This is a genomic window from Streptacidiphilus jeojiense, from assembly GCF_000719095.1.
GTDB lineage: Bacteria > Actinomycetota > Actinomycetes > Streptomycetales > Streptomycetaceae > Streptacidiphilus > Streptacidiphilus jeojiensis.
The window spans coordinates 68,724-90,796 of record NZ_JOEH01000029.1; the positions used below are offsets into that span (position 1 = coordinate 68,724).

Here is a 22,073-nt window from a genome sequence, read left to right on the forward strand (position 1 = left end):
TTGCCTCATGGCAACCGACCGTGACTCCGTACTGCTGGCAGCCGTGGGCATCCTGTCCCGGCAGCCGACTGCGGCCATGGACGACATCGCCCGCGCCGCCGGGATCAGCCGGGCCACCCTGCACCGGCTCTTCCCCGGACGCGACGCGCTGGTCCGGGAGGCGGCCGGGTTGGCCCTGCGCCGCATCTCCGCAGCGCTGGACGCCGCCGCCATCGAGGACGGCGACCCGGTCCAGGCCGTACGCCGGCTGGCCGACGCCGCCGTCCCGCACGCCGCCGAGGCCGCCTTCCTGACCGGTGAGAGCCGACTGTTCGACGACAGCGAGATCTGGGCGTCCTGGGAGCGGATGGACGCCCGGGTGGCCGAACTGTTCCTGCGCGGCCAGCAGTCCGGCGCCTTCCGGGTCGAACTGCCCGCCGCCTGGCTCAGCGAAGCCTTCTTCGACCTGCTCGCCGGTGTCGGCTGGGCCGTCCAGGAAGGCCGGCTGGCACCCCGCGCCAGCACCACCGCGCTGACCGAACTCTTCCTCGGCGGCGCACTCAGGCGGGACCAGCAGCCGTAACCCGGCCCCACAGCCGCACACCCGCACAGCGCAGCACCCACTCAGCACCCCACAGACGCAGCAGAACCCCGAAGGACCCCTGCCGTGACCACCATTCCCGCCGTACCGCAGACCACGTCCGCCTACCGACATACACCCGGCCGGGCGCGCTGGGTCGCACTGTCCGTCCTCGTCCTGGCCGTCCTCCTGGTGGCCGTCGACGCCACCGTGCTGTTCCTCGCCATCCCCTTCATCAGCCAGAGCCTGGACCCCTCGTCCACCCAGCTGCTGTGGATCGGCGACAGCTACTCCTTCGTCCTGGCCGGACTGCTGGTCAGCATGGGCTCGCTCAGCGACCGCATCGGCCGCAAGCGACTGCTGCTGATCGGCACCGCCGCATTCGGCGCCGCCTCGCTGCTGGCCGCCTACGCACCCGGCGCCGGCTGGCTGATCGCCGCCCGCGCCCTGCTCGGCGTCGCCGGCGCCACCATCATGCCCTCCACCCTGGCCCTGATCCGCGACCTCTTCCCCGACGACCGCGAACGCGCCCGGGCCATCGGCATCTGGGGTGCGGCCGCGACCGCGGGCGCGGCGGTGGGGCCGCTGCTGGGCGGACTGCTGCTGGAGCACTTCTGGTGGGGCTCGGTCTTCCTGATCAACATCCCGATCGTGGTCCTGCTGCTGCTCCTGGGCTGGCGCGTGCTGCCCGAGTCCAAGGACGGCAACGCCGCCGCCTGGGACCTGCCCAGCGTGGGCCTGTCCCTGGTGGGCATCATCGCCGTGGTCTACGCCGTCAAGGAGGCGGCCGTGGGCCAGGCGCTGCAGCCCGCGGTGATCGCGGCGGCCGTGCTGGGCGTCGTCTGCCTGTACTGGTTCGTGCGCTGGCAGCTGCGCCTGCCGGTGCCGCTGCTGGACGTGCGGCTGTTCGCCGACCGGCGCTTCACCGCGGCGGCGCTGGGCGCACTGATAGCGCTGATCGGCCTGGCCGGAGTGGTGTTCTTCCTCTCCCAGTACTTCCAGCTGGTACGCGGCTACTCGCCGCTGCAGGCCGGACTGGCCGACCTGCCTGCCTTCGCCGGTTCCGTCGTCGGCGGCCTGACCGCCGCCTACCTGGCCCGCAGGTTCGGCAGCCGGGCCACCCTCGCCGGCGGACTGCTGGCCATGGGGCTGGGTCTGGGCGCGCTGGGCTGGGTGCACGCGGAGACCTCGTACCTGCTGATCGCGGTGGCCTTCCTGGCCACCGGACTGGCCGAGGGCATCGTGTACGCGCTGTCGACCACGATCGTGCTGGGCTCGGCGCCCGAGGACAAGGCCGGCGCCGCCAGCGCGGTCTCCGAGACCGCCTACGAGTTGGGCACCGCCCTGGGCATTGCTCTGGTCGGCTCGGTGCTGGCGGCCGTCTACCGGTCCGGGCTGGTGCTGCCCGCCGGGCTCAGCGGCCCGGCCGCGACCGAGGCGGAGAACTCGATCGGCGGGGCGGTGCACGTCGCCGCGACGCTGCCGTCCGCGACCGGCGACGCGCTGCTGGACAGTGCCCGACAGGCGTTCGTCCACGGCATGAACCTGGCTGCGGTGCTCGCGGGGCTGCTGCTGGTCGGGGCGTCCGTGCTGGTCTGGATGCTGCTTCGCGGTGCGCGCTCGGCCGGGGCCGGGTCGGCGGACCTGTCGGCCGACAACGCCATGGAAGCCGACCCGCAGACCGACCGGACCGACGCCGACGCCTCGCTCCCCCGCCTGCGCAACGCAGCCTGACGGACCGTCGGGGGCTCAGCGCACGGGATCGGCGAGCAATCGCCGGGACCCCCGTGCGCCCCCGGCCCCGGGGTGTGCCGCCCCGGGGCCGGGTCGGTGCAGAAACCATTCTGTGCCCAGGCAGAGCTCACGCAGCTGCGGCTCCTCGAAGGCGGCGATCCGCGCACCCCGCGCGAACTCCGAGACATGCGCCCGCACCGCCTCCCACTTGACGTCCAGCCAGGGCCGCACGTCGACGGCAGCGGCGATCCGGGAGTCGGGGGTGGACGGCAGCGGCGTCTCCAGACCCAGCTCGGTCAGGGTGCGCACCAGCGACTCCGGGACGGTGGCCAGCCACAGCGACTCCACCTCCCAGGCGGCGCCCGCCTCGGGCCACTGGTAGGGGCAGGCCGCCGCCTCCACGGCGACCAGCACCGCACGGTGCACCCGGACGTGGTCCGGATGCCCGTACATCCCGTTGGCGTCATAGGTCGCCACCGCCGAGGGACGGAAGGACCGGATCCGGGCCACCAGATCGGCCACCAGGTCGTCGAAGGGGGCCTCGCACAGGCTCCCCCGCCCGCGCCCGAGGTGCCCCGAGTCGCCGTACGGAAGGATCCCCGACTCGCCGACCCCCAGCGCCGCCAGCGCCTGCGCCAGCTCCTTGGCCCGGGTGCCGGGCCCGGCGAACGACGTCCCGTCGGCGAACTCCCCGTCGGTGCAGGTCACGACCGCGGTGCGGCGGCCCTCGGCGGCATGCTGCGCCAGTACGCCGCCGGTCCACAAGGACTCGTCGTCCGGATGCGCATGAACGGCCATCAGGCCGTGGGGTCGGTCCATCGGCATCCTCCTCGTGCTGCCCGCACCGGTGCAGACCGATGGCGAGAAGCCCAGCGTAGCCAACAGGACCGACATCGCCAGGGATGGCGGCCTCTCCGGCGGGGCCGGTCACCAGCAGCCGGTTACCGCTGGCGGGTCACCAGCACCCGGTGACCGTCGCCGCGAGCCGGTCCAGCCCGCTGCGTGCCTGGCTCTTGTGGACCGATCCGTTCTCCACGAAGGCGAAGGCCTTCCAGCGCCCGTCACTGCCCCGGGCCACCCCGGCGAGCGCGGTGCTGTCGTGCAGGGTCCCGGTCTTGGCGTGGACCCTGCCCGCGGCGCAGCTGCTCGGCGGGGAGTCGAAGCGGTGCAGGCGCGCGGCGAGGGTGCCGTCCCGGCCTGCGATCGGCAGTCCCTCCAGCAGGGGCCAGAGCGTCCGGTGCCGGGCCGGGTCCACGGCGAGGGCGGCCAGGTCGGCCAGCGCGGCGGCCGTCATCCGGTCCTGGCGGGACAGGCCGCTGCCGTCCAGGATGCGCACCCCGCCGAGCGGCACCCGGTACCCGTCCAGCACCTGGCGGACCACGGCGGTACCGCCCTGCCAGGTCGCCGGACGGCCCCGGCCCAGCGCGGCGAGCCGCAACAGCCCCTCGGCGATGTTGTTGTCACTCACCTTCAGCATGTACTCGACCGCGTTCCACAGCGGCACCGAGGTCCGGGAGGCCAGCAGCACCGCTCCCCCGTCGCCCCCGTCTCCCCCGCCCAGCGCCGGTGCGACAGCGTGACGCAGCGGGCCGGGCGGCACCGCGACTCCGGCCTTGGCCAGTGCGCCGGCGAACACGTCGCCGGCGGCCAGGGCGGTGTCGCCGACGCGGTCCCCGCACAGGGCCAGCGCCCGCACCGGCGCCACCTCGTAGGGGAGGTACCCGGGCTGCCAGCCCGGGCTGAGCGTCGGGGCCGGGAAGAGCGAGTCGTCCACCCGCAGCGCGTGCACGGCGAGCCTGCGGCTCTTGAGCTCCCGCGCGGTGTCCGCGGCGAGCCGGCCCAGTCCGGCCCGGTCCAGGCGCTGGTCCCCGCCGCCCACCAGGTAGAGCGTCCCGTCGGCGTACACGGTGCGGGTGCGCTCGGTGTGGTCCGGGCCCAGCACCGTCAGCGCGGTCACGGCGGTGGCAAGCTTCATCGTGGAGGCCGGCATCCGTCCGAGCCCCGCTCCAGAGGACCACACTGTCCGCCCCGAGCCGGCGTCCAGCACCTGGCCGACCCGTCCGGAGCCCAGCCCCGCCTGCGGGAACCGTTGCTGGAGCCGCTGGGCGATGGTGCGGTCGGCGGAGTCCGCGCCTGCTGTCGCCGCGGCGGCCCGGAGGGTGGCGGTGGGGGCAGCGGCGGCCGCGACCGCCAGGGCGAGCGAGGTGGCAGCGAACCTGAGCCCGCCGCCACCGCCCCGCCGAGAACGCCTGACCATGATCATCCCAGGATGATGACAGTCCGTCAGTTGCAGCCCGAGGTCAACGCGCCGGGACGTCCCGACCTTCCACCTGCTGGACGATCCACTCGCACAGCTCATGGGTGCGCAGCGCGTCCCAGGCGTCCAGCCGCCGGCCCCGGCGCAGCGCGTCCAGGAACACGTGGCAGGCCTGCTCGATACCGCGCTGCCGGGCCACCGGCACCCAGTCGCCCCGGCGCCGCACCGTCGGCTGCCCGCGGTGGTCGACGACCTCGGCCAGGTTGACCACCTGCCGCTTGGAGTTCTGGCCGGAGACCTCCAGGACCTCCTCGGTCGAACCGCTGGCGCGGTTCATGATGCCCAGCGCCGTGAACCCGTCGCCGGACAGTTCCAGCACCAGGTGCTGCAGCAGCCCTTCGCGGACCCGGAAGCGGACCGACGACTGCTCGATCTCGCCGGGGACCAGGAACCGCAGGGTGTCCACGACGTGCACGAAGTCGTCGAAGACGAAGCTGCGCGGTGCCTCCGGCAGCGCCTCGCGGTTCTTCTGAAGCACCACCAGGTCGCGCGGCCGCTCCAGGCACTGGGCGTAGCCGGGTGCCAGGCGCCGGTTGAATCCCACCATCAGCGAACGGCCGGCGGACTCGGCGAGCTCGACCAGTTTCCGCGCGCCCTCGACGGTGTAGTCGAGCGGTTTGTCGACATAGACATCCACGCCGGCGTCGAGCAGCTGCGTCACGATCGGCACATGCGCAGTGGTACTGGCGTGCACGAACGCCGCGTCCAGGCCGTCGTCCAGCAGCGACTGGAGGTCGGTGTGGCGTGCGCTCAGCCGGTACTGGTCGCCGATCCGGTCCAGCTTGTCCTGGTCGCGCGTCATCAGCTTGAGATCCAGACCAGGCTCAGCCGTCAGAACCGGCAGATAGGCCTTCTGCGCGATGTCGCCCAGTCCGATGACGCCGACCCGCAGCGTTCGGCCCTTCCCCGTCTCACTGCTCATGCTTCTTCTCCCACTCCCCGAACGGAATCCGGGCCAGCTCCCGGATTCCCTCGGTGAGCCCCCACTCGTTCTTCCCCAGGCGCGACAGCGGCCGCAGTCTGGTGACCTCCGGGTGCCCGTCCACCAGCACCTCGTCACTCACCGCCGCATGCAGCACCTCGCCGAAAACCACCGTGGAGTTCCCCAGGCACAGCGTGCTGTGCAGCCGGCACTCCAGCGCCACCGGCGACCCGGCCACCCGCGGCGGCTTCACCCGCAGCGACGCCTCCCGCTCGACCCCGACCGCCTCGAACTCGTCCATCCCGTGCGGGAAGTTCGTCCCGGTCTCGTTGATCTGCTCGAACATCCACTCCGGCGCGAAGTTGGCCACGAACTCGCCGGTGGCCTCCACGTTCAGCAGCGTGTCCTTGCGACCCACCGAGGTGAACTGCACGATGGGCGGCGCGGTGCAGGCGACGGTGAAGAACGAGTGCGGTGCCAGGTTCGCCGAGACGCCGTCGGCCGTGAGCGTGGAGACCCAGGCGATCGGCCGGGGTACCACTACTGCCGTCAGCAGCTTGTAGAAGGCATGCGGGTCCATGCCCCGTGGGTCGAAATCGGTTCGCATGGCGATCAGTATCCCGCGCCGGGCCGTGGACCGTAGCACCAGGTCAGCGGCACGGGAGCTGGCCATGTCCTTGTCCATACCTGCGCCCGCTCGGCCGCGTTCCAGTGGGTCGTTTCAGAGCTCCGCTGCGGCTTCCCGCAGGTACGCCTCAAGTCGTCTGATCGGCGCGGTCACGCCTCTGGTGTCGAGTCGGCAGGTGTAGAGGCGACGGACGAGTGTGGGCTGCCGCATCGGGAGAACCACCACGCTCGTGGGAGCGTCCAGCAGCAACAGCTTCGGCAGCAGCGCGACGCCGAGGCCCGCCGCGACGAGATTGAGCGCGGTGCGGAAGTCCATGCCGTCGAAATCCAGACGGTGTTCGCCTCCGCGGTGGCCGACGACGGGTGACGTTGCCAGGTCGCGGAAGTCGACCGGGGTGTTGATCCACGCGTCCGACGGCAGCTCGGCGGGGGTGACACTGTCGGCTCCGGCCAGGGGATGACCGACGGGGAGGACAACCATGATCGGATCGTCCATGAGGTGCTCTTGTCTGAGCCCGGCGGGCACGGGTCCAGGCGCGTGTTCGTAGTCGAAGGTGATGGCCAGGTCGACGTCTCCCCGGAACAGCAGCGCATGCGTCTCGCGCTGCTCGAGTTCACGGAGTGCGATGTGAACCGCCGGACATGAAGCACGCAGGCGTGCGAGCGCGGGAGGCACGATGGAGGCTGCCGCAGAGATGAACGCGCCGAGCCGCACCTCGCCGACGGTGCCCTCCGCGAGCGCCCCGAGCTCGGTGGCGGCGCGACTCATCGACATGCTGATCGCGGCTTCGGTGTCGAGAAGGACCCGCCCGGCCTCGGTGGCGCGCAGGGGGCGCCGGATCAGGACTCGCGCGCCGACCCGTCGTTCCAGTTCCGCAATCTGCTGCGAGACCGCGGACTGGGTGTAGCCCAGCTCCTCCGCGGCAGCGGCGAACGAACCGAGCCGCACGACGGCGGCCAGGGTCACCAGATGCCGGGGATCGAACAGCCAAGGCATGGAGATAAGTGTAGCTTATCGATCGAGAAGAGATCATCGCTTGTGCTAATCACGCAGCGGGGATGACGCTGGACGCATGGACTTCACGGATTTCGACACCGCCATCGACAAACTCCCCCGACGCCGGGTCGGCTTCTATCCGACTCCGTTCCACGCCTTGCCCAACCTGTCGGCCGCGTACGGGATCAACCTCTTCATGAAACGCGAGGACCTGGCGGGCCCCAGTGCGATCAGCGGAAGCAAGATGCGTCTGGCCGAGTTCATCCTGGGTCGAGCCGTCGAGGACGGGGTGACGCACGTGATCACCCAGGGTGCGTACCTGACCAACTCGGGGCTGCAGTTCGCCGCCGCCTGCCTGAGCGCACGGATCACGCCGATCCTGGTCCTGACGCGGAACGTGACCCAGCACGGAGAGCTCGGCGAGTTCCGCGGCAACTACCTGCTCAACAGGACGATGGGGGTCGAGACCCACGTCATCAACGTCACCGGCAACACCTGGGACGCTGCGGAGCAGGCCGCGCGGATCGCCGACACCATCGCGAACCGCAAGGCCGAGCTCGAGGCGCAGGGGCACAAGGTTCTCGTCGTCGGAGCCGGTGGTGCGCACCCCGACGGCTTCATCGCGCACGCCCTCACGTTCCGGGAGATGCTGCAGCAGTCCCATGCCGCGGGAGTGGATCTCGACTTCGCCTACCACACGATCGGCACCGGGACCGCGCTGCCGGGGATGCTGGCAGCCAAGCTGAGCCTGGGCCATCCGGTGAAGTTCCGGTCGATCTCCGTCCTGAGGTACAACGACGGAGACTGGATGAATCCCGGCGTGATCGTCGAACGGACCAAGGCGGTTCTGGGCACCCTGGGTGCACCCGTGCCCCACGACGCGACGATCCGCGCCGAGATCGACATCGACCAGCGCTTCATCGGCGAGGACTATGCCGTCGCGTCCCCCGAAAGCTCGGCAGCCATCCGCGAGCTGGCCCGGGCAGAGGGCGTCTTCGTCGGCCCCGCCTACACCGGGAAAGGACTGGCCGGACTGCTCGACCACGCCCGCAGCGGACGGATCCCCGCCGGCAGCAACGTCGCGTTCCTGCACACCGGAGACATCGGCAACCTGTTCGAAATCCCCCAAGTCGTCGGCCACATCACCGCCTGAGACCGCAACGCACCGAACGCGTCGGACACGAGATATTCGGAGGCACCAATGAAGGCAGTCGTCGCAACGGATCAGGCCGCGGAAGCAGCCGGGATCACCCTCGCACAACGGCCCGAGCCGACACCGGCCATCAACGACGTCGTCGTTGCAGTCCATGCGTCGGGCTTCGTCCCCGCGGAGTGGGAGTGGCCCTCGACGTGGGTCGATCGCTCCGGTCACGATCGAGCCCAGGGGATCATCGGCCACGAGTTCGCCGGAGTGGTCTCCTCCCTCGGCTACGGCACGACGGGATTCTCGCTGGGACAGCGGGTGTTCGGGATCACGGACTGGCACCGCGACGGAACCCTGGCCGAGTACGCGGCCGTGGAGGCACGCAACCTCGCGCCACTGCCCGGAGACGTCGACTTCACGGTGGGCGCGAGCCTGCCGATCTCAGGCCTGACCGCATGGCAGGGCCTGTTCCAGCACGGTCGACTCCAAGCCGGCCAGAGCGTCCTCGCCCACGGCGCCGCCGGCGCGGTCGGGTCCGTGGTGACGCAGCTCGCCCGGGAGTTCGGCGCCTACGTCATCGGTACCGGCCGGGCGGCCGACCGCCAAGCGGCGCTCGACTTCGGCGCGAACGAGTTCCTCGACCTGGACCTCGACGATCTCAACGACACCGGTGGCGTCGACCTGGTCTTCGATGTCATCGGCGGTGACATCCAAAGGCGCTCGGCGAGCATCGTCCGCCCCGGCGGGACGCTGGTGTCGGTGGTCGGCCCTGTCGAGGCCCGCCCCGTCGACGGCCTCGCGATCGACTTCGTCGTCGAGTCCGTTCCGAGTCAGTTGGTGGAGATCGTCGACCGGGTGCGGGACGGACGCCTTCGCACGCACATCGGAACCGTCGCGACCCTCGACGACGCCATCCCCGCGCTGAACCCGACCGAGCGGCGCAAGGGCAAGACCGTCATCCGGGTACGCCCCTGAGCGCCCTGGCACAGGCCGGCAGCGCCGTCATCCCACCGACCGGAAGCCCGTCACCGCGCCGGGTCGCTCAGAATCGCCGCGGCGGCAAGTCGGTGGGCTCCCGCCGCAGACGTCCTCGTTGTCGCAAGCGGCGGTGGGCCAGATCGCAGACCAGGGGGTGACCTGTTTGCTGCCGGGTCATGGTGAGGACGACACCAGGCCCGCTCCGTAGGCGATGATCACGAGCTGGACACGGTCGCGGGCGTCGAGTTTGGTGAGCAGCCGCGCCACATGGGTCTTGGCGGTGGCGTGACCGATGAACAGCTCGGCGGCGATCTCGCTGTTGGACAGGCCGCGCCCGACGAGTGTCAGCACCTCGCGTTCCCGCTCGGTGATGCCCTCGAGTCGCTGCGGAGGGGCAGCGGCCGCGGGACGGTTCGCGAACTCCTCGATCAGGCGTCGGGTGACGCTCGGCGCGATGAGGGCGTCGCCGGCGGCCACGACGCGGGTCGCGGCGAGGATGTCGTCCAGCGCCATGTCCTTGACCAGGAATCCGCTGGCCCCCGCCCGGAGCGCGGAGTAGACGTTGTTGTCGTCGTCGAAGGTGGTGAGCATGAGTACGCGCGGTGCCGGGGTATCGGTGGTGATCATCCGGGTGGCTTCGATGCCGTCCATGCCGGGCATCTGGATGTCCATCACGACGACGTCGGGCCGGAGTTCCCTGACTGTCCGGACTGCCTCCGTGCCGGTTCCGGCCTCGCCCACGATCTCCAGATCGGGGGCGTCGGCGATGACCATGCGAAGGCCGGCTCGTACGAGGGGCTGGTCGTCGGCGAGGACGATGCGTACGGTCATCCCGGCAGCCTGGCTGTCACCCGGAAGCCGCCTTCGGGGCGCGGCCCGGCGCTGAACTCGCCGCCCAGCAGGTCTGCTCGGTCGCGCATTCCAGTGATTCCGTAGCCGGTGCCGTCGGTCGCGGCATCGGGTGGCGCGCCGGTGCCGTCGTCGACGACCTCGATGGCCAGCTCGGCGGTGCGGTAGTCGACGTTCACCTGGCAGTGGCGGGCGTTCGCGTGGCGGACCACGTTGGTCAATGACTCCTGGATGATGCGGAATGCCGATTGGTCCGTGTCGGGTGGCAGCGGACGTTTCGTGCCCTGCCAGCGCACCTTGACGTGGAGTCCGGCCGTGGCGGTGCCCTGCGTCAGTCGGTCCACGCCTGCCATGCCCGTCACCGGTTCGGGTTCGGTCCGGTGCAGCGTGCCGAGCATTTGGCGGAGCCCCACGAGGGTCTCCCGGCTGGTCAGCTCGATCGCGTCGAGCGCTCTGCGGGCTCCCTCAGGCTGGGTCTCGATGACCCGCTTGGCCGCGCCGGCCTGGATGGCGACCACTCCGATGCTGTGGGCGACCGTGTCGTGCAGCTCCCGGGCGATCCGCAGGCGCTCCGCCTGCACCGCTTGGGCAGCGGCCTGTTCACGCAGCCGCTCGGCGTACTCGCGCCGCTGGCGGATCGAGCTGCCCAGCGTCCAGGAGACCAGGGCGACCGAGGCGATCGGCACCGCGGCCTCGGTCACACCGTGCGCCCAGCCTCCGTTCGTGATCCGCCAGCCGCTGATCTGCGCCGTGAGGACCGCGACGGCCGCCATGGCAGTGGTGCGACGGCTGCGGTCGGAGGTGGCGGCGATGTAGAGCAGCAGCACGTCCGCCGTCGGGAGCAGCAGGGCCCACGCCCAGGGAACGAGCGCCGCAGCCGCCAGGGATTCGGTGAGGACCAGGCCCAGGACCGGCAGTGGTCGGCGTCGGGCCGCGACGAGCGGCAACGCCAGGCCGACGGCGAGCGCCAGGCCGGCCCAGGGGCCCCGCAGGAAGGGGGCGGCCTCGGGCCCGCCCTGTTGCTCGAGCAGCCACAGCGCCAGTGCGAACAACGGGGCCGCGCACCAGGTGAGGACCGGCCAGGCGCCTGGCGGGATGCGTCCGAGCAGGGGCGGCCGGGGCTTGATCTCTTCCACAGGCCGAGCCTAGGCGTGCATCCGGCTCTCCGCGTCGACTTACAGGCGTACGCCTGCGGCATGACGGACCACCCAACGGGTCCGCTGAGGGCCGGACGCCCCCAGGACCCGGCTTGGGCGAGCGTGGACGGCGTTCCGAACTCCACCGAGAGGACTCCCATGGTGATGGACGCGATGACGACGACCACGTACGCGGCGGCTGCCCGAGCCCGTGGGCTGCACAAGGTCTACGGGGAGGGGGAGACCCGGGTCCTGGCGCTGGACGACGTCAGCGTGGAGTTTCCCCGCGGCGAGTTCGCCGCGATCATGGGTCCCTCGGGATCCGGCAAGTCCACGCTGATGCACTGCATGGCCGGCCTCGACAGCGTGACCTCCGGCTCCGCGACGATCGGCGATGTCGAGCTGGTCGGCATGAAGGACAAACAGCTGACCCGGCTGCGCCGGGACAGGATCGGGTTCATCTTCCAGGCCTTCAATCTGATGCCCACGCTCACCGCCATGGAGAACATCACGCTGCCCGGGGACATCGCCGGGCGCAAGCCCGACCGGGACTGGCTGGCACGGGTCGTCGACGCGGTGGGCCTGGCCGACCGGCTGAAGCACCGCCCCGGCCAACTGTCCGGCGGACAGCAGCAACGCGTGGCCTGCGCCCGCGCCCTGGCAGGAAAGCCCGAGATCATCTTCGCCGACGAGCCCACCGGGAACCTCGACTCGCACGCCGGCGCGGAGGTCCTGGCGCTCCTCGGCTCCTGCGTGCGCGACTTCGGCCAGAGCGTCGTCATGGTCACCCACGACCCGGTGGCCGCCGCCCACGCGGACCGGGTGGTCTTCCTCGCCGACGGCCGCATCGTCGACGAACTACGAACGCCCACCGCCGACAGTGTGCTGGACCGCATGCGCCGACTCGACCGCGTCGGCTGACGGGGGCTGTCACCCATGTTCCGTACCGCACTGCGCAATGTCCTGGCCCACCGCGGCCGACTCCTGATGACCACCCTGGCCGTGCTGCTCGGCACCGGGTTCATGACCGGCACCATGATCTTCTCCGACAGCATCCACCAAGCCGCGAACAACAGCCGCAGCAAGGACTTCACCGGCATCTCGGTCCAGGTTGCCGACGACACCGCCGGACTTCCCTCCAGCGCCAGACAGAACAGCACCAAGAGCTCCGCCCGGCTCACGGAGGCGACCGTCCGTCGGATTGCCGCGCTGCCGGGAGTCGCCGGGACCCGCGCGGAGGTGAGCGGCACCGCTGCCATCGCGGACAAGAACGGCAACATGATCGGCGACATCATGAGAAGCACGGGCGCCAACTTCGTGCCGGATGCCGCCGGGAACGATGCGCGCTACCCGATGCTCCAGGGCCGAGGACCGCACACCGCGACCGAGGTCGCCCTGGACCGGGGCACTGTCGAGAAAGCAGGCTACCGGCTCGGTGACACCGTCCGCATCGCTGCCAACGGCCCTGCCATCAGCGTCACCCTGACCGGCGTCTTCTCCTCCGACGCGCCTGCGGTCCGGTCCGGCAACCCGCTGGCCCTGCTGGACACCCAGGGCGCCAGGCGGGTGCTGTCGCTGGCGCCGGACCAGTACAGCAGCATCGACGTCACCGCCGCCCCCGGCACCTCCGAGACCGCACTGCTGCACGCCGTCACCCCGCTGGTCCCCGGCGGCAACCAATTCCGAGTCGAGACCGGCGCGCAGCTGGCCGCGCAGCAGGCCGAGAGACTGGCCCAGAGCGGCAGGAGCCTGGCCACCATGCTGACCACCGCTGCCGGGATCTCGCTGTTCATCGGCATCTTCCTCATCGCCAACACCTTCACCATGCTGGTGGCCCAGCGCACTCGGCAGCTGGCACTGCTCCGCGCCATCGGCGCCGGGCGCAGCCAGGTCACCCGCTCCGTGCTGATCGAGGCGCTCCTTGTCGGTCTCAGCGGCTCCGCCGCCGGACTGCTCCTCGGCATCGGCATCGGCGCCGCCCTCGCGGCGGGAGTGAAGTCCCTGGACGCGGACCTCCCCAGAGCCGGCGTGGTCATCACCCCGACAACCGTGCTGATCACCCTGCTCGTCGGCACCCTGGTCACTGTCCTGTCCGCCGCGCTGCCCGCGCTGCGCGCCTGCCGGATCCCCCCGGTCGCCGCGCTGAGCAGCGGCGAGCAACCCGCCACCCACCGAAGCCTGTTTCTTCGCAACGTCCTCGGCTCCCTGACCACCGCCGGGGGCCTCGGCCTGGTCGTGTTGGGCAGCACCGAGAGGGGCGCCACGGCGCGTTTGCCGCTCATGGCGGGGGCGCTCCTCGCGGTCCTCGGCATCGTGCAACTGCTGCCGCTGCTGTCCCGCCCGGTCATCGCCCTGGCCCGCCCACCGCTCGCCCGCCTTTGCGGCACCCCCGGCTCACTCGCCGCACTCAACGCGATCCGCAACCCGCGCCGCACCGCGAGCACAGCCGCCGCCCTGACCATCGGACTCACCCTGGTCACCGCGATGACCGTGATCGGCGCCTCGGTCTCGGATGCGATCGACCGTGCCGTGACCCAGGAGATGACGGCGGACTACGTCGTCACCACGCTCACCGGCACCCTGGACCCGAGCATCGCGACATCGGTCGCCCATGCCCCCGGGGTGGTCGCCTCCAGTCCGGTCACCGACGTGGAGTGGTCGATAGCCGGCGAGCGGACCGAGGCGAAGGGTCTGGACGCCGACAGTGCCGATCAGCTGGTCCGGCCGAACATGAGTCAGGGGGCGGCCACGGCACTGAAACGAGGTCAGATCCTGGTGGACTCCAGCTTCGCGAGCCGGCACGGACTGGCCGTCGGCTCCACCGTGACCGTGGCCGCCCCGCACGGGACCGGCATCCGCCTCACCGTCGGCGGGGTGTTCGCACCCAGCCGGATGCTCGCCCCCGTGCTCCTGCCGGGCGGCGTGGTCGCCGCCCACCAGCCGTACGCGCCGGCGCAGCAGATCCTGGTCAAGGGCGCGAACGGGGCAACCCCGGCCTTCAAACAGGCTCTCAAGGACGCCACCGGCAGAAGCCCGGTGGTCGAGGTCGAGAACAAGCAGAACCTGAGGGACGGGTTCGACCGCACCATCACCTTCGCCCTCAACCTGCTCTACGCACTGCTCGTGATGTCGTTGCTGGTCGCGGCCCTGGGAGTGGTCAACACACTGGCAATGGCCGTGTTCGAGCGCAGGCGTGAGCTCGGCCTGCTCCGGGCGATCGGCCTGGACCGCGGCGGCGTCAAGCGGATGGTACGGCTGGAATCGGTGTTGATCTCCGTCTTCGGCGCGGCGATCGGCATGGCCTTCGGCGTCTTCCTGGCCTGGGCGGCCGGCACGACCATGACCGTGACCCTGCCAGAGCTCCGCACGGTCTTGCCCTACCCCAAGCTGTTGCTGATGCTGCTGGCCGCCGTTCTCGTCGGCCTGGCCGCCGCCCAATGGCCGGCTCGCCGGGCCGCCCGTCTTGACGTGCTGGACAGCATCACCGCGGACTGACGGCCCGGACGGGGTCCATTGCTGGGCGGACAAGGGCTACCAGGGAGCTTGCAGCACCATCCGCGTCCCTACCGCGGCCGCTGGGACACACTCTCCGCCAGCCGACGGCCGGTGAAAGTCTCCCACGCCAAGATCAGCGGCTCAAGGCAAGCATCGGAAGGCACCGGGCAGTTGGAGGCTCAGCGGCAGGCGCCGGCTTTCACCGCTCTCGTGGCGAAGTAGCCGGGGAGCCAGCCGGCTGTGGCGTCCGAGTGGTGCGGCGCCTCGGTGAAGCCGGTGATGGCGAAGCCCGCCGCGATCTGGCCGCCGAGCTGCTCGGCGAGCGTGTGGCTGTACTCCACCGGCGCGTCCAGGCCCCACAGCCGTTCCCGCTCGGCGGGCTCCAGGTGGGTGAGGTCGCTGTAGGGCAGGCGGTGGCGCACCACCAGCTCTCCGCGCGCCTCCAGGGGTTCGGCGTCGAAGAGGTAGACGTCCGGGTTGAGGAAGCCGGACAGCAGCGTCCTGCCGGGGCGCAGCACGCGGTGGCACTCGCGCCAGACCGGCGCCAGCTCGGGGATGAACAGGTTGGAGACCGGGTGGACGACCAGGTCGAACGAGGCGTCCGGGAACGCGCTCAGGTCGCGCGCGTCGCCGAGCACCGTGCGCAGGTCGAGCCCTTCCCGCGCCGCGACCATCTCGTCCTGCGCCAGCTGGCGGGGCGAGTTGTCGAAGACGGTCACCCGCGCGCCCGCCGCGGCCAGCACCGGACCCTGCTGCCCGCCGCCGGAGGCCAGGCAGAGTACGTCGCAACCGGCGATCTCCGGCGGGAACCAGGTCGGGTCCACCGGCTCGTGCCCGATCAGGACGATGGACCACTGGCCGGCCCGCGCCTTGGCGATCACCTCGGGGCCGACCGGGCGCGACCACTCGTTGTCCTGCTCCACCTCGCGGTCCCAGGCGAGGCGGTTGTGCGCGACGGGGTCGATGGGGGCGACGGGAGTCTGACTCATGCGCCACACCCTAGTTGCCGCACCGCGCAGGTGTCCGCCCATGGCTGTGCGGCGGTCCGGTCGGCGCTCCCACTCGGGGGCTTACTCGAGCACGCGGCTGATCGCGGGCAGCGCGTCGCCGGGGTTGCGGACCAGGATGATCCTGGCGGACGGCGCGTGGGCGTGGATGATGTTCAGGACGCGGTTGAACCAGAGCGTGGTCTCCTCGGTCGGCGGAAGCTGAGGGTCCTGGCCGCTGACGAAGCTGCCGATCACCACGCCGTCGTACTCGGCGTCACTCAACTCCTGGACCAGACGGGCGTCGCCGTCCTCGTCGTCGGTCAGGACCACGATGGTGGCCGCCAGCCCGGCCGCCCGCAGGCGCGCCTGGACGGCCGCGCCTATCTCCGGGTGCTTGCCGAATCCCAGGACCCGCCACGGCTTGAGAAATTCCGAGGTCGACAACTGTTCCCCCTGCTCATAGAATTGGATTGACCATGAGTTAAATGACTTGATTGGGAGTCTAGCCAAATCTGATGGCCGACGTCAAAGGAACTCAGCGCACGTACCGCTCGCCGCTGCGCGAGCAGGCCGCCCGGCGCACCCATGAGGCGGTGGTGGCTGCCGCCGTGCAGGTGTTCGCCGAGGAGGGCTACACGGGCGCGAGGATCGAGCAGATCGCCGCCCGCGCCGGCGTCTCGCGCCCGACCGTTTTCGGCATCGGCAACAAGGCCCAACTGTTCGCCCTCGCCCGGCAGTACGCCGCCACCGACGGCAGCGTCACCGCCAACGACGAGGGATTCCAGCGGCTGCTGGCGATCCCCGACGCGCACCGGCTGCTCGAGGAGTTCGCCGCCTTCACCGCCGCTATCTCGCAGCGGCTCGGGCCGCTGCAACTGGCACTCGAGCAGGCCGCGGGGACCGATCCCGAACTGGCGCAGCTTCAGGAGTCCAGCCAGCAGGAACTGCTGGAATGCGCTCGCGGAATCATCGCGGCCACAGCCGCGACAGGATCGTTGCGGCGTGACATCCCGCGTGAGGCTGCCGCCGACGTGCTCTGGCTGCAGATCCAGCCCGCCAACTACCGGCACCTGGTCGAGGAGCGCGGTTGGAGCCACCACGCATTCGAGCGCTGGCACGCTGCGACGATGATCGCCGCCCTGCTGGAACCCGCTGGGGCGTCGTGACCGGCGCCGGCCCGTCCTCAGGCGCCGCCGGGGCGGCCTGACTGTCCCTACCGTCGCGGGCGCGGCACTGTTGCCGGCTTCAGGGTCAGGGCGAGGGCGGCTGTAGCCACGCTCACGGCGGCCATCGCGTAGAAGGCGATGCGGTAGCCGTCGACGACGGCCGCGGCACCACCGGCGCGGCTGTGGCTGGTCACACCGGCCGCGACGGTGACCAGGGCGGCCAATCCCAGTGCTGCGCCGAGCTGACGACACATGTTGATCAGACCGGAGGCGACGCCGGCGTTGCGCGGATCGACGCCGGTGGTGGCGGCGACGATCGCCGGCATCATCGTCACGCTCGTCCCGGCACCGACGACCAGGGTGGGAAGCAGCACATGACCGACGTAGTCGGAGTGCGCCGGCAACTGGCCCAGCCACGCCAGTCCGGCGGCGGCGACGAGACCGCCGATCACCACCAGACGGCGCGGGCCCACGGTCGGGATCAGCCTCTGCGAGACGAGGACGCCGACGCTGATCACGGAGACCATCGGCAGCAGGGACAGGCCGGTGCGCACGGCGCTCTCGCCGAGCACCTGCTGCAGGTAGAGCGAGAGGAAGAACAGCGGTGCGGTGATCACGGCTCCCATGCACAGCGTCAGAACGTTGCCGGCCCGCAGGTTGTGGACCGAGAGGAGCTCCAGCGGGATCAAGGGCTGGTCCGCGCGCCGCTCGATGACCACGAACGCGGCCAGCAGCACGACGCCGGCGATCAGGGCGGCGAGGATCTGGCCCGATCCCCAGCCGTGGTCCGGGGCGGCCGAGACGCCGTAGACGATCGCGGCGGTGGCGATCGTGATGGTGACGGCGCCGGGGACGTCGATACCCGGGCGGCTGCGGGAGACGGGGGTGGGTGCCAGGCAGACCAGGCCGGCGAGGAGCAGGCCCACGCCGATCGGCACGTTGACCAGCAGCACCCAGCGCCAGCTCAGGGAGGCGGTCAGCAGACCACCGAGCACGATGCCGGCTGCGGCGGCGCTGGAGGCCGCGACGCCCCACCAGGTCATCGCCCGGGTGCGCTGGGCGGGTTCGGTATGGCTGGCGGTGATCAGGCTCAGGCTGGAGGGGGCGAGCGCGGCAGCTCCTGCGCCCTGGACCAGGCGCGCCGCCAGCAGCATCCAGCCCGTCTGGGCCAGACCGCCGAACAGGCTGGCGGCGGAGAAGACGAACAGCCCGATCTGGAAGACCCGGCGGCGGCCGAACAGGTCCCCGGCACGCGACGCGAACAGCAGCAGGCCGCCGAAGGAGACCAGGTATCCGTCGACCACCCACTGCTGCGCGTCGGCCGACAGGCCCAGCCCCGACCTCATCGAGGGCAGGGCGACGTTCACGATGCTGGAGTCGAGCACCACCATGAACTGGGCGGTGCACGCGATCACGGCGACGGCGGCCAGTCCTACGCCCGGCTTGGCCACCGCCTGCGGTGAGCGCCGTGCGGCGGGCGGTGGCGTGCCTGTGGGGCGGGTGCGCATGTGCGGCATGGGATGCTCCTGGACAAGTTGCCGGATAGGCTCTCCGGAACGAGCCTAGGCAATGCCGGACAGGCTGTCCACCTAATGCCGGACAGGCGATCCGCTAAAGTGGTCACCGGCGCACGGCGGACTGGCGCACCGGCGGACCGGCGCGCGGGATCGGAGGAACGGGATGACTTCGGGCGGGACTTCGTTCCCCACCAGGCGGGCCGCCGCCGAGCGCAACCGCGACAAGATCCTCAACGCCGCCCGAGGCGCCTTCGCCGACCCCGACGCGGAGGTGTCGATGGCCGAGGTCGCACGCCGCGCGGGCGTCGGCATGGCCACGCTCTACCGCAACTTCCCCGGACGCCGGGAACTGCTGGAAGCCCTCTACGTCGACGAGGTCGACGCGATCTGCCGGGCCGCCCGCATCGAGGACGGCCAGACACCGGGCCAGGCCCTGACCGCCTGGCTGCGCCTGCACTTCGACTTCATCCCCAACAAGCGCCTGATCGTGGCCGAGCTGCTCGAACACGCCTCCCAGGACACCGCCCCTCCCAGCCACCGCCACCGGGCACTCGCCGCCGGCCAGCCTCTGCTCACCGCGGCGCAGGAGTCCCACGAGATCCGCGGCGACATCACCCTGGTACAGATCTTCGACGCGATCGTCGCCATCGCCAGGATCCACGGCGATCGCGACTACCTCGAACCGATCATCCAGACCCTGCTCGACGGCCTCCACACCTGAAGCGATCAGCGCCGCCCGGCCGGGGAGGCCCGGAACTCAGCCGAGCCGATGCCCTTTCGTCGCACACGCCGGCGGCCTGACCCCGCCTCAGTCGTCCAGGGAGCGCTCGTCCGGGTCGATTGCGCGCATGATGCGTCGGCTGATCTCGCGTAGCTGCCGGGTCTGGGCCTTGGTCAGCGGGTCGAAGACCAGGCGGCGGACCTCCTCGACATGGCCGGGCGCGGCTGCCGCCACCTTGGCCCCGCCCTCGTCGGTCAGGATCGCCAGGGTGTAGCGGCCGTCCGTCGGATCAGGCGTGCGGCGCACCCAGCCGCGCTGCTCGAGCCGGGCGACCACCTGCGACAGGCGTGGCAGCGAACCCTCGGTCTGCACCGCCAGCACGCTCATCCGCAGGGTGCGGTCGGGCACCTGGGACAGCTTGGCCAGCACCTGGTACTCGAAGTGGCTGATCCCGGCGTCGCGGCGCAACTGCTCGTCGAGCGCGGACGGCAGCCTGATCAGTGTGCCGGCCAGGGCGAGCCATGCAGCGCCCTCCTCGGCGTCGAGCCAACGGGGCTCCTGCGAGACGTCCATGACACCAGCATAGCTTAAGAGTTGAAGTGAATCGGCAGTCGGATCACTTGCATGGCGAAGTCAATCTGAGCTAGCTTCACTTAAAGCATTAACTGATGGACACCCAAGGCAGGCCGCGACCGCCCAGCAGTGCGGGACGTCGGCATCACGCAGAAAGAGGAGACATCATGACCACGTCCGTCATCGGCCTCAGCATCGACGCCGCCGACGCAGCCGCCCTCGCCGCCTTCTGGTCGAAGGTTCTCCACCGCCCGGTCAACCCGGGCGCGACCACCGAGAGCGCCGCGATCGACGCCGCCGACCCGGCCGGCGGCCCGAAGCTCGCCTTCTGGAGGGTCCCGGAGCCCAAGTCGGCCAAGAACCGCCTCCACCTCGACCTGTGGACCGACGACTTCGAGGCCGAAAGCAAGCGGCTGACCGACCTCGGCGCCACACCGGTCGCCGACGCCGAGAAGCCGGCGGTCCGCTGGACCACCTTCGCCGACCCGGAGGGCAACGAGTTCGACCTGGTGGGCCCCGTGCCCGCCGAGTGACCGGCGGCGCTCGCACCAGTGCTATCCGCTTCTCCTAATCACCCCACGCGAAAAGGAACTCAATGATGGATCACGTGGATCGACAGGGAACCACCAGGCGGACGATGCTCCGCACCGGAGCCATGGCCGGGACGGCTGCGGCTCTCGGCGCCACCGGGGTGTTCACGGCCGCAACGGCACGCGCGGCCACCCCGGCGGCCAACGGGGGGCAGCAACTCCCGTACCCGTCCGGCGTCACTGACACTTCGCACTGCACTCCGGAGATCGCCGCAGTCTTCCGCGGCATCCTCACCGCCAAGAGCAGGCACGACGCCGCCGGGTTCCTGTCCTACTTCTCCAGGACGAACACCGTCTACATCGACGCGTGCCTGGGTGTCACCATGACCGGCCGGCAGGCGCTGAACAACTTCTTCACCCCCTTCCTCGCGAGCGTGCCCGCCGACGCGATCTCCTACCCGCTGCGCATCGTCGGCGACGCGCGAAGCGCAGCGATCGAGTTCGTGGACACCCCCGCCTTCTTCGGCCAGGAGATCCGCACCCTCTCCGCCGTCACCTTCGACGACAACCACAAGGTCACCCGCTGGGTCGACTACTGGGACGGCCGCAGCTCCCTCATCCAGAACACCATCGCCGACACCTACCCCACCGACTTCAGCGATTCCCAGCAGAACGCCCACCCCGCCGTCGCCCGGGCCGCCCGTGCGCTCCAGACCGCATTCGCGGCGGGCGACGCGGCCGGGGCCGTCGCCCTGATGTCCGACGACGTGGTCCACGAGGACCTGGCCGCACACACCCGCGTCCGTGGCACGCTCCAGGTCCAGCGCTACTACACGCGGGCGCTCGGACAGCTCCCCTACGGCCCGGGTGCCGCGCTGGTCCACACCGGCGGCAGCCGCCAGGGCGGCGGCTACGAGTGGACGGCCGCCCCGCACGCCGCCCCGATACGACGCGGCCACACCTGCCTCGAACTCGACGGGACCGGCAAGGTCAGCCGCCTGACCACCATCTACGACTCGAGCCTGCTGACCCACGCCGCCTACCAGTCCCTGATCGGCCTCAGCGCCGAGGCACCGCTGCCCGCGCGGTGAGTGAACTCCACCCGCCGCAGACGACCCGTGCCATCCGACCACGAAACGGAAGCGAACCACGATGACTGAGCTGCACCAGCACTTCGCCCTGGACCGGACCGCGCAGGACCTCCTTTTCCGCGAGGCCCGCACCGCGAACACCTTCTCCGACGAGCCGGTCAGCGAGGACCAGGTCGCCGCGATCTACGACCTGGTCAAGTACGCACCGACCGCGTTCAACTCCCAGCCGCTGCGCATCCTGCTGGTGCGCTCCCCCGAGGCCCGCGAGCGTCTCGTCGAACATCTGTGGGACGGCAACAAGGCGAAGGCCGCCGCCGCTCCGCTGGTCGGGGTGCTCGCCTACGACCCCGAGTTCCACGAGCACCTGCCCACCCAACTGCCGCACTTCCCCGCCGCACAGAGCCTGTTCCAGGGCAAGGACCACCGCTTCGTCGAAGCCTCCGTCAGCGCCGGGCTGCAGATCGGCTACTTCATCCTCGGCGTGCGGGCCGTGGGCCTGGCCGCCGGGCCCATGACCGGCCTGCACGCCGAGGCCATCGACAAGGAGTTCTTCGCCGAGACCGGCTACAGGACCCTCGTCGTGATCACCATCGGCAAGCCGGACGAGGACCCCGCATTCCCCCGCGGCCCGCGCCTGGAACAGAACCTGGTCGTCACCACGGTCTAAGCTCCGCCGCTGCGCAGCAGCAGCAACGACGACGACGACGACGACCGATGATCAGAACCGC

The 22,073-nt window shown here is 70.9% G+C and carries 22 protein-coding genes and 1 pseudogene; 12 read left to right on the forward strand and 11 right to left on the reverse strand.

The window, feature by feature from the left end; translation table 11 throughout:
* Nucleotides 1-7: 7 nt before the first annotated feature.
* Together IF29_RS0132795 and IF29_RS0132800 are read left to right on the forward strand one after the other, a co-directional pair.
* The gene (locus IF29_RS0132795) at nucleotides 8-562 is read left to right on the forward strand and encodes a TetR/AcrR family transcriptional regulator (RefSeq protein ID WP_030262695.1); all 555 of its coding nucleotides are present in this window, start codon (nucleotides 8-10) and stop codon (nucleotides 560-562) included.
* A gap of 93 nt (nucleotides 563-655) precedes the next feature.
* Complete coding sequence (locus IF29_RS0132800) at nucleotides 656-2,293, forward strand: MFS transporter (protein WP_084715345.1); 1,638 nt, start codon at nucleotides 656-658, stop codon at nucleotides 2,291-2,293.
* A 15-nt stretch (nucleotides 2,294-2,308) separates the two neighbouring features.
* Here IF29_RS0132800 and IF29_RS0132805 read toward each other — a convergent pair whose 3' ends face one another.
* The 5 genes from IF29_RS0132805 to IF29_RS0132825 all read right to left on the reverse strand — a co-directional run bounded on the left by IF29_RS0132805 (nucleotide 2,309) and on the right by IF29_RS0132825 (nucleotide 7,156).
* Nucleotides 2,309-3,112, reverse strand: coding sequence for a PIG-L deacetylase family protein (locus tag IF29_RS0132805; RefSeq protein ID WP_051726327.1), 804 nt, complete (start codon nucleotides 3,110-3,112; stop codon nucleotides 2,309-2,311).
* Nucleotides 3,113-3,248: 136 nt separating this feature from the next.
* Nucleotides 3,249-4,550 carry a D-alanyl-D-alanine carboxypeptidase/D-alanyl-D-alanine endopeptidase gene (dacB, locus tag IF29_RS0132810; RefSeq protein ID WP_063757668.1) on the reverse strand — a complete coding sequence of 434 codons (1,302 nt, stop codon included), beginning with the start codon at nucleotides 4,548-4,550 and terminating at the stop codon, nucleotides 3,249-3,251.
* Nucleotides 4,551-4,593: 43 nt separating this feature from the next.
* On the reverse strand, nucleotides 4,594-5,502 hold the full coding sequence (locus IF29_RS0132815) for a Gfo/Idh/MocA family protein (protein ID WP_030262707.1): 909 nt from the start codon (nucleotides 5,500-5,502) through the stop codon (nucleotides 4,594-4,596).
* 19 nt (nucleotides 5,503-5,521) lie between these two features.
* The gene (locus IF29_RS0132820; protein ID WP_030262710.1) at nucleotides 5,522-6,139 is read right to left on the reverse strand and encodes a flavin reductase family protein; all 618 of its coding nucleotides are present in this window, start codon (nucleotides 6,137-6,139) and stop codon (nucleotides 5,522-5,524) included.
* Between the two features lie 114 nt (nucleotides 6,140-6,253).
* On the reverse strand, nucleotides 6,254-7,156 hold the full coding sequence (locus IF29_RS0132825) for a LysR family transcriptional regulator (RefSeq protein WP_051726329.1): 903 nt from the start codon (nucleotides 7,154-7,156) through the stop codon (nucleotides 6,254-6,256).
* A gap of 76 nt (nucleotides 7,157-7,232) precedes the next feature.
* Between IF29_RS0132825 and IF29_RS0132830 the strand changes: the two genes are divergently transcribed.
* Complete coding sequence (locus IF29_RS0132830; protein WP_030262714.1) at nucleotides 7,233-8,309, forward strand: 1-aminocyclopropane-1-carboxylate deaminase/D-cysteine desulfhydrase; 1,077 nt, start codon at nucleotides 7,233-7,235, stop codon at nucleotides 8,307-8,309.
* Between the two features lie 48 nt (nucleotides 8,310-8,357).
* Nucleotides 8,358-9,275 carry an NADP-dependent oxidoreductase gene (locus IF29_RS0132835; RefSeq protein WP_030262716.1) on the forward strand — a complete coding sequence of 306 codons (918 nt, stop codon included), beginning with the start codon at nucleotides 8,358-8,360 and terminating at the stop codon, nucleotides 9,273-9,275.
* Between the two features lie 177 nt (nucleotides 9,276-9,452).
* Here IF29_RS0132835 and IF29_RS0132840 read toward each other — a convergent pair whose 3' ends face one another.
* Nucleotides 9,453-10,109: a response regulator gene (locus tag IF29_RS0132840; protein ID WP_030262719.1), complete on the reverse strand. Its 657-nt coding sequence runs from the start codon at nucleotides 10,107-10,109 to the stop codon at nucleotides 9,453-9,455.
* The gene (locus IF29_RS0132845) at nucleotides 10,106-11,263 is read right to left on the reverse strand and encodes a sensor histidine kinase (protein WP_232242693.1); all 1,158 of its coding nucleotides are present in this window, start codon (nucleotides 11,261-11,263) and stop codon (nucleotides 10,106-10,108) included. The genes IF29_RS0132840 and IF29_RS0132845 overlap by 4 nt, the downstream gene beginning before the upstream one ends.
* 174 nt (nucleotides 11,264-11,437) lie before the next feature.
* Here IF29_RS0132845 and IF29_RS0132850 point away from each other — a divergent pair, with 174 nt between their 5' ends.
* The 3 genes and pseudogenes from IF29_RS0132850 to IF29_RS48095 all read left to right on the forward strand — a co-directional run.
* Nucleotides 11,438-12,184 carry an ABC transporter ATP-binding protein gene (locus IF29_RS0132850; RefSeq protein ID WP_030262725.1) on the forward strand — a complete coding sequence of 249 codons (747 nt, stop codon included), beginning with the start codon at nucleotides 11,438-11,440 and terminating at the stop codon, nucleotides 12,182-12,184.
* Between the two features lie 15 nt (nucleotides 12,185-12,199).
* Entirely contained in the window at nucleotides 12,200-14,758 is a 2,559-nt protein-coding gene (locus IF29_RS0132855; protein WP_030262729.1) for an ABC transporter permease, read from the forward strand.
* A 10-nt stretch (nucleotides 14,759-14,768) separates the two neighbouring features.
* Nucleotides 14,769-14,893: pseudogene (locus tag IF29_RS48095) on the forward strand (IS5/IS1182 family transposase); the annotation flags it as partial.
* Nucleotides 14,894-14,937: 44 nt separating this feature from the next.
* Here the strand turns inward: IF29_RS48095 and IF29_RS0132860 are convergent.
* Complete coding sequence (locus IF29_RS0132860) at nucleotides 14,938-15,747, reverse strand: class I SAM-dependent methyltransferase (RefSeq protein WP_030262733.1); 810 nt, start codon at nucleotides 15,745-15,747, stop codon at nucleotides 14,938-14,940.
* A gap of 81 nt (nucleotides 15,748-15,828) precedes the next feature.
* A complete protein-coding gene (locus tag IF29_RS0132865) occupies nucleotides 15,829-16,191 on the reverse strand; it encodes a hypothetical protein (protein ID WP_030262736.1) in 363 nt (120 codons plus the stop codon).
* Between the two features lie 71 nt (nucleotides 16,192-16,262).
* On the opposite strand from IF29_RS0132865, the gene IF29_RS44035 reads away from it, so the two are divergent.
* Nucleotides 16,263-16,913 carry a TetR/AcrR family transcriptional regulator gene (locus tag IF29_RS44035; RefSeq protein WP_030262738.1) on the forward strand — a complete coding sequence of 217 codons (651 nt, stop codon included), beginning with the start codon at nucleotides 16,263-16,265 and terminating at the stop codon, nucleotides 16,911-16,913.
* 47 nt (nucleotides 16,914-16,960) lie between these two features.
* Here IF29_RS44035 and IF29_RS0132875 read toward each other — a convergent pair whose 3' ends face one another.
* Nucleotides 16,961-18,430: an MFS transporter gene (locus IF29_RS0132875; RefSeq protein ID WP_051726330.1), complete on the reverse strand. Its 1,470-nt coding sequence runs from the start codon at nucleotides 18,428-18,430 to the stop codon at nucleotides 16,961-16,963.
* Nucleotides 18,431-18,593: 163 nt separating this feature from the next.
* Here IF29_RS0132875 and IF29_RS0132880 point away from each other — a divergent pair, with 163 nt between their 5' ends.
* Nucleotides 18,594-19,151, forward strand: a complete 558-nt coding sequence (locus IF29_RS0132880; RefSeq protein WP_030262744.1) for a TetR/AcrR family transcriptional regulator — start codon at nucleotides 18,594-18,596, stop codon at nucleotides 19,149-19,151.
* A gap of 87 nt (nucleotides 19,152-19,238) precedes the next feature.
* Here IF29_RS0132880 and IF29_RS0132885 read toward each other — a convergent pair whose 3' ends face one another.
* Nucleotides 19,239-19,724 carry a MarR family winged helix-turn-helix transcriptional regulator gene (locus IF29_RS0132885; protein WP_030262747.1) on the reverse strand — a complete coding sequence of 162 codons (486 nt, stop codon included), beginning with the start codon at nucleotides 19,722-19,724 and terminating at the stop codon, nucleotides 19,239-19,241.
* Between the two features lie 167 nt (nucleotides 19,725-19,891).
* Between IF29_RS0132885 and IF29_RS0132890 the strand changes: the two genes are divergently transcribed.
* The 3 genes from IF29_RS0132890 to IF29_RS0132900 all read left to right on the forward strand — a co-directional run bounded on the left by IF29_RS0132890 (nucleotide 19,892) and on the right by IF29_RS0132900 (nucleotide 22,012).
* Complete coding sequence (locus tag IF29_RS0132890) at nucleotides 19,892-20,257, forward strand: VOC family protein (RefSeq protein ID WP_030262750.1); 366 nt, start codon at nucleotides 19,892-19,894, stop codon at nucleotides 20,255-20,257.
* A gap of 74 nt (nucleotides 20,258-20,331) precedes the next feature.
* The gene (locus IF29_RS0132895) at nucleotides 20,332-21,345 is read left to right on the forward strand and encodes a nuclear transport factor 2-like protein (RefSeq protein WP_157624040.1); all 1,014 of its coding nucleotides are present in this window, start codon (nucleotides 20,332-20,334) and stop codon (nucleotides 21,343-21,345) included.
* 61 nt (nucleotides 21,346-21,406) lie between these two features.
* Complete coding sequence (locus tag IF29_RS0132900; RefSeq protein WP_030262755.1) at nucleotides 21,407-22,012, forward strand: malonic semialdehyde reductase; 606 nt, start codon at nucleotides 21,407-21,409, stop codon at nucleotides 22,010-22,012.
* Nucleotides 22,013-22,073 lie beyond the last annotated feature (61 nt).

What these genes read in the sequence shown, in the direction of transcription:
- IF29_RS0132885 (WP_030262747.1), bottom strand. Translation starts at nt 19,724, where the DNA reads ATGGACGTCTCGCAGGAGCCCCGTTGGCTCGACGCCGAGGAGGGCGCT.
- IF29_RS0132805 (WP_051726327.1), bottom strand. Translation starts at nt 3,112, where the DNA reads ATGGACCGACCCCACGGCCTGATGGCCGTTCATGCGCATCCGGACGAC.
- IF29_RS0132850 (WP_030262725.1), top strand. Translation starts at nt 11,438, where the DNA reads ATGACGACGACCACGTACGCGGCGGCTGCCCGAGCCCGTGGGCTGCAC.
- IF29_RS0132835 (WP_030262716.1), top strand. Translation starts at nt 8,358, where the DNA reads ATGAAGGCAGTCGTCGCAACGGATCAGGCCGCGGAAGCAGCCGGGATC.
- IF29_RS0132825 (WP_051726329.1), bottom strand. Translation starts at nt 7,156, where the DNA reads ATGCCTTGGCTGTTCGATCCCCGGCATCTGGTGACCCTGGCCGCCGTC.
- dacB (WP_063757668.1), bottom strand. Translation starts at nt 4,550, where the DNA reads ATGGTCAGGCGTTCTCGGCGGGGCGGTGGCGGCGGGCTCAGGTTCGCT.
- IF29_RS0132830 (WP_030262714.1), top strand. Translation starts at nt 7,233, where the DNA reads ATGGACTTCACGGATTTCGACACCGCCATCGACAAACTCCCCCGACGC.
- IF29_RS44035 (WP_030262738.1), top strand. Translation starts at nt 16,263, where the DNA reads ATGGCCGACGTCAAAGGAACTCAGCGCACGTACCGCTCGCCGCTGCGC.
- IF29_RS0132890 (WP_030262750.1), top strand. Translation starts at nt 19,892, where the DNA reads ATGACCACGTCCGTCATCGGCCTCAGCATCGACGCCGCCGACGCAGCC.
- IF29_RS0132875 (WP_051726330.1), bottom strand. Translation starts at nt 18,430, where the DNA reads ATGCCGCACATGCGCACCCGCCCCACAGGCACGCCACCGCCCGCCGCA.
- IF29_RS0132860 (WP_030262733.1), bottom strand. Translation starts at nt 15,747, where the DNA reads ATGAGTCAGACTCCCGTCGCCCCCATCGACCCCGTCGCGCACAACCGC.
- IF29_RS0132795 (WP_030262695.1), top strand. Translation starts at nt 8, where the DNA reads ATGGCAACCGACCGTGACTCCGTACTGCTGGCAGCCGTGGGCATCCTG.
- IF29_RS0132880 (WP_030262744.1), top strand. Translation starts at nt 18,594, where the DNA reads ATGACTTCGGGCGGGACTTCGTTCCCCACCAGGCGGGCCGCCGCCGAG.
- IF29_RS0132855 (WP_030262729.1), top strand. Translation starts at nt 12,200, where the DNA reads ATGTTCCGTACCGCACTGCGCAATGTCCTGGCCCACCGCGGCCGACTC.
- IF29_RS0132900 (WP_030262755.1), top strand. Translation starts at nt 21,407, where the DNA reads ATGACTGAGCTGCACCAGCACTTCGCCCTGGACCGGACCGCGCAGGAC.
- IF29_RS0132820 (WP_030262710.1), bottom strand. Translation starts at nt 6,139, where the DNA reads ATGCGAACCGATTTCGACCCACGGGGCATGGACCCGCATGCCTTCTAC.
- IF29_RS0132840 (WP_030262719.1), bottom strand. Translation starts at nt 10,109, where the DNA reads ATGACCGTACGCATCGTCCTCGCCGACGACCAGCCCCTCGTACGAGCC.